The sequence below is a fragment of the Paraconexibacter sp. genome (genome assembly GCF_041602235.1).
In the GTDB taxonomy this organism is placed as follows: Bacteria; Actinomycetota; Thermoleophilia; order Solirubrobacterales; family Solirubrobacteraceae; genus Paraconexibacter.
The window spans coordinates 1-4,835 of sequence record NZ_JBFIGP010000285.1; the positions used below are offsets into that span (position 1 = coordinate 1).

5 protein-coding genes and 1 pseudogene are annotated in these 4,835 nt (G+C 73.3%); all 6 read left to right on the plus strand.

Annotated features, from left to right (window positions below):
- The coding region (locus ABYE80_RS17185) for a UDP-N-acetylglucosamine 1-carboxyvinyltransferase (RefSeq protein WP_372791532.1) at positions 1–1,042 on the plus strand (1,042 nt) is incomplete at its 5' end.
- A 123-nt stretch (positions 1,043–1,165) separates the two neighbouring features.
- A complete protein-coding gene (hisZ, locus tag ABYE80_RS17190) occupies positions 1,166–2,131 on the plus strand; it encodes an ATP phosphoribosyltransferase regulatory subunit (RefSeq protein ID WP_372791533.1) in 966 nt (321 codons plus the stop codon).
- The gene (hisG, locus tag ABYE80_RS17195) at positions 2,128–2,763 is read left to right on the plus strand and encodes an ATP phosphoribosyltransferase (protein ID WP_372791534.1); all 636 of its coding nucleotides are present in this window, start codon (positions 2,128–2,130) and stop codon (positions 2,761–2,763) included. Before hisZ ends, hisG begins: the two co-directional genes overlap by 4 nt.
- Positions 2,753–3,955 (plus strand): histidinol dehydrogenase, encoded by a 1,203-nt coding sequence (gene hisD / locus ABYE80_RS17200; protein ID WP_372791535.1) that lies wholly within the window; start codon positions 2,753–2,755, stop codon positions 3,953–3,955. Before hisG ends, hisD begins: the two co-directional genes overlap by 11 nt.
- Positions 3,952–4,548: an imidazoleglycerol-phosphate dehydratase HisB gene (gene hisB, locus ABYE80_RS17205; RefSeq protein ID WP_372791536.1), complete on the plus strand. Its 597-nt coding sequence runs from the start codon at positions 3,952–3,954 to the stop codon at positions 4,546–4,548. Before hisD ends, hisB begins: the two co-directional genes overlap by 4 nt.
- Positions 4,545–4,835: pseudogene (hisH, locus tag ABYE80_RS17210) on the plus strand (imidazole glycerol phosphate synthase subunit HisH); the annotation flags it as partial. The gene hisB and the pseudogene hisH, both read left to right, overlap by 4 nt.

Here is a 4,835-nt window from a genome sequence, read left to right on the forward strand (position 1 = left end):
CGACCACGCCGAGAAGATCCGCGCCTCGTTCCTGCTCGCGGGCCCGCTGCTGGCGCGGTTCGGCCGCTGTGAGATGCCGCCTCCCGGCGGGGACGTCATCGGCCGCCGCCGGCTCGACCCCCACCTGGACGCCTTCGTCGGCCTCGGCGCCACCTACGAGCACCAGCGCGACATCGTGCTGGACGCCGGAGCCGGACTGCGCGCGGGCGAGGTCTTCATGGACGAGCCCTCGGTCATGGCGACCGAGAACGCCCTCCTGGCCGCGGCGCTCACGCCCGGCGTGTCCGTGATCGGCAACGCGGCATGCGAGCCGCACGTCCAGGATCTCGCGCGGATGCTGCAGAAGATGGGCGCGGACATCCAGGGCGTGGGATCCAACGTCCTCGTCGTCAGCGGGCGCGAGGAGCTCGGCGGCTGCACCCACGACGTCGGACCCGACCACATCGAGATCGGCTCGTTCATGGCCCTGGCCGGCGTGACCGGCGGCGAGCTGCGCATCAAGGACACCGCGCCGGACGACCTGCGGATGATCCGCCTGGTGTTCGAGAAGCTCGGTCTGCGCAGCGAGCTCGACGGAGCGGACGTCCTCGTCCCGGGCGGGCAGAAGCTGATCGCCGGACGCGATGTCGGGGAGCACAAGAGCAAGGTCCAGGACGGTCCCTGGCCCGCCTTCCCCGCCGACCTCACCTCGATCGCCGTCGCGCTGGCGACGCAGTGCGAGGGATCGGTCCTCATCCACGAGTGGATGTTCGAGAACCGACTTGTCTTCACCGACAAGCTCGTCCTGATGGGCGCCGACATCACGCTCTGCGACCCGCACCGCGCCATCATCAGCGGTCCCTCGCGGCTGCGCGGGGAGCGCGTCGAGAGCCCGGACATCCGGGCCGGCATGGCGATGCTGATCGCGGCCCTCTGCGCGGACGGCCGGAGCGAGATCCACAACATCCGGCAGATCGACCGTGGCTACGAGCGGATCGACGAGCGCCTGCGGGCGCTCGGCGCGCGGATCGAGCGCGTCCCGGTCGAGCCACACCACGTCTGAGCTGCGCCTGCGCGGACAGGGACCGAGCGGCTCGATCCCCGGGGGTGCCGCGTCGTGGTCCCGGCCCGCGCGCCGACGTGAGCCGCCGCGCGGGCGGCTGCTGCGTCACACTTCCCCGACCTCATGATCCACCCTCTTCCCAGCGGCACGCGCGATGTCCTCCCCGACGAGAGCCGGGAGCTGCGCACCATCACGGACGCCATGCGCGGGGTGTTCGAGCACCACGGCTACGGCGAGGTCTGGACGCCCGCGATCGAGTACGAGTCCGTCGTCGGGCGCATGGATGGCGGTCGCGGCGTCTACCGCCTGTTCGACGACCACGGCGAGGTCCTGCTGCTGCGCTCGGACATGACCGTGCCGATCGCGCGCCTGGCGGCCACCCGGTACGCCCCCGAGGCGTTCCCGCTGCGACTGAGCACGTTCGCCCACGTCTATCGGGGTGTCACCCCGCATCGCGGCCAGATGCGCGAGACGCTGCAGGCCGGCGTCGAGCTGCTCGGCCTGGGAGCCCCCGAAGGCACCGCGGAGGTGCTGGCGGTGCTGTGCGAGGCGCTCGACGCCGTCGGGCTGCGCGACTACCGGATCGGACTCGGGGACGCCGCCCTGTACCCGGCCCTGCTGCGGGCCTTCGATGTGCCCGCCGAGACCCAGGACCGGCTGCTGGACACCCTGGTCCGACGGGATCACGTCGCCCTGGAGGAGCAGGTCGCGGCGCTCGGGCTCGACAGCGATCAGGCACGGCTGCTGGCGCGCGTCCCGCAGACCCGTGGAGGACGGGACCTCGTGGTGGACGCCGCGCCGGGTCCGGTCGCCGACGCGCTCGACGGGCTGCGGCAGGTGCTGGACCGGCTCGACCCGGCGGTGGCCGACCGCGTGATCTTCGACCTCGGACTGATCCGGGATCGCGGCTACTACACGGGAGCCGTCTTCGAGGTCTACGCCGCGGGCGTCGGCATGCCCCTGGGCGGTGGCGGGCGCTACGACGACCTGCTCGCGCGCTTCGGTCGCGATCATCCGGCCGCCGGCTTCGCGCTCAGCGTGGACCGCGTGCACCTGGCCCTGGCAGCGGAGACCGAGGTGGGAGCATGAGCCCGACGAACGGCCTGACCATCGCGGTCCCGCGGGGCGCGCTGATGAAGGACACGCTGCAGGTGCTCGAAGACCTCGGTCTCGACACCTCCGAGGTCCGGCAGAACGACCGCAAGCTGCTGTTCGAGGACGTCGGCATCGTCACCATGCGGCCGAGCGACGTCCCGACCTACGTCGAGGCCGGAGCCGCCGACATCGGCATCACCGGGAAGGACGTCCTGGTCGAGCAGTCCGAGCGCGAGGTCTACGAGTTGCTCGACCTCGGCTACGGGCGCTGCGTCATGGTCGTCGCGAGCGTCGACGGACCGGACCCGGCCGCCGAGGCGCTGCGGCGCCTAGGGGTGGTGCGCGTCGCCACGAAGTACTACAAGACGGCCGCGCGCCACTTCGAGGCCACGGGACGCCAGGCCGAGATCGTCGAGGTGAAGGGCTCGGTGGAGCTCGCGCCCCTGACGGGGCTCTCCGAGGCGATCGTGGACCTGACCGCCACCGGCACCACGCTGCGCGAGAACGGCCTGGTCATCCGCGAGGAGCTCTTCACGGCCACCGCCCGGCTCATCGCCAACCCCGTCGCGCACAAGCTGAAGGCCCAGGCGATCGACGACCTGGTGGAGCGCCTGCGTGCGCGTTGAGCCGCTCGTCCTGGACGCCGACCCGGTCGCGCTCGTCGCGCGCATCCGCGAGCTCGCGCCCTCGGGCGCGTCGGTCGCCGCCGACGTGGCCGCGATCGTGCAGGACGTGCGGGATGGCGGGGACGCCGCGCTGCGGCGGTACATCGAGCGGTTCGACCGCCCGGCCCCGGATCCCACTCCGCTCCCCGGCGACGTGGAGGCCGGGCTGCGGACGGCGATCGCGAACGTCCGCGCGGTCGCCGAGGCCCAGCTCGGGGCGGACACGTCGGTGACGCTGCCCCAGGGGCACACGGTCGAGATCCGCGAGCGCCCGGTCCGGCGTGCCGCGATCTACGTGCCCGGAGGACGCAACCCGTACCCGAGCACGGTCGTGATGGGGGTCGTCACCGCCCAGGTCTCCGGGGTGAGCGAGGTGGTCGTCTGCGCCCCCGGGCTGCACCCGGTGGTCGCGGCGACCTGCGAGCTGCTCGGCGTGCAGGAGCGCTACGCGATGGGAGGGGCCCACGCCGTGGCCGCCCTCGCGTACGGCACCGAGACCATCGCTCGCGTCGACGTCATCGCCGGTCCGGGCGGCCTGTGGGTGCAGGAGGCCAAGCGACAGGTGTCCGGGGACGTGGGGATCGACGGCTTCCTCGGCCCGTCCGACGTCGTGATCTGCGCCGACGCGCACGCCGACCGGGACCTGGTGCTCGCGGACCTGCGCGCGCAGGCCGAGCACGGGGACGGGACGATCGTCGTGCTGGTGTCCGACGACGCCGCGCTGCTCGCCGCCGCGCAGGAGGACCTCGCGGGGCTCGACAGCCTCGCCGTCGGTGCGACCGTGCGCGTGGCGGACGCCGCGGGCGCGCTGCAGGTGGCGGAGGCGTTCGCGCCCGAGCACCTCGAGCTCGTCGGGCCGTCGATGGAGGCCCACGTCGACGACGTGCGGGCCGCGGGCTGCGTCTTCCTCGGCACGAACGGCGGCACCGCGTTCGGGGACTACGTCGCCGGGTCCAACCACTCGCTGCCGACGGGGGGCAGCGCCCGGTTCGCCAGCGCGCTCGGGCCGAGGACGTTCCGACGGCGCATGAGCGTCGTCCGCGTCGGGGGCGCGGCGGACGCGCTGGCGCGGGCCGGGGCGCCGATCGCGAGGGCCGAGGGATTCACCGAGCACGCGCGATCGATGACACTGCGTCAGAATCAGCAATCGTGAGCGACCGCCGCGCCGAGATCACCCGCCGAACGCACGAGACGGACATCACGCTCGCGCTCGGGCTCGACGGCACCGGGGCCGGCACGCGGACCACCGGGGTCGGGTTCTTCGACCACATGCTGGACCTGCTCGCACGCCACGGGCGCCTGGACCTGCAGGCCGACGTGCGCGGGGACCTGCAGACGGGTGCGCACCACACCGTCGAGGACACCGGCATCGCCCTGGGTCAGGCCCTGCACGAGGCGCTCGGCGACCGCTCCGGCATCTACCGCTACGGGCACGCCGTCGTCCCGATGGACGAGGCTCGCGCGAGCTGCACGCTGGACATCTCCGGTCGCCCGTACTGCGCGTTCGACGCGGGACTGCCGCCCGGCGCCATCGGCAACTTCGAGCACGAGCTCGCGGAGGAGTTCTTCCGGGCCGTGTCCAGCGCCGCGCGCCTGACGCTGCACCTGCGGGTCGAGGCGGGCACGAACGTCCACCACATCATCGAGGCGCTCTTCAAGGCGTTCGCCCGGGCGCTGCGCGCCGCGGTGGCGATCGATCCCACGGAGACCGGGGTTCCGTCGACCAAGGGCACGCTCACCGGATGAGCGCGTCCGCGTCCGCGCCTGCCATCGCCGTCGTGGACTTCGGCATGGGGAACCGCCGCAGCGTCGAGAAGGCGCTGGAGCGGGTCGGCGTTCGCGCGACCGTCAGCCGGGACCACGACGCCCTGCGCCGCGCCGACGGCCTGCTGGTGCCCGGCGTCGGCGCCTTCCCCGCCGCGATGCGGCGGCTCCACGAGCAGGGCCTCGTGGACCTGCTGCGTGACGTGGCGTCCGCGGGGACGCCGATCTTCGGCGCCTGCCTGGGCATGCAGCTGCTCTTCGAGGGCTCG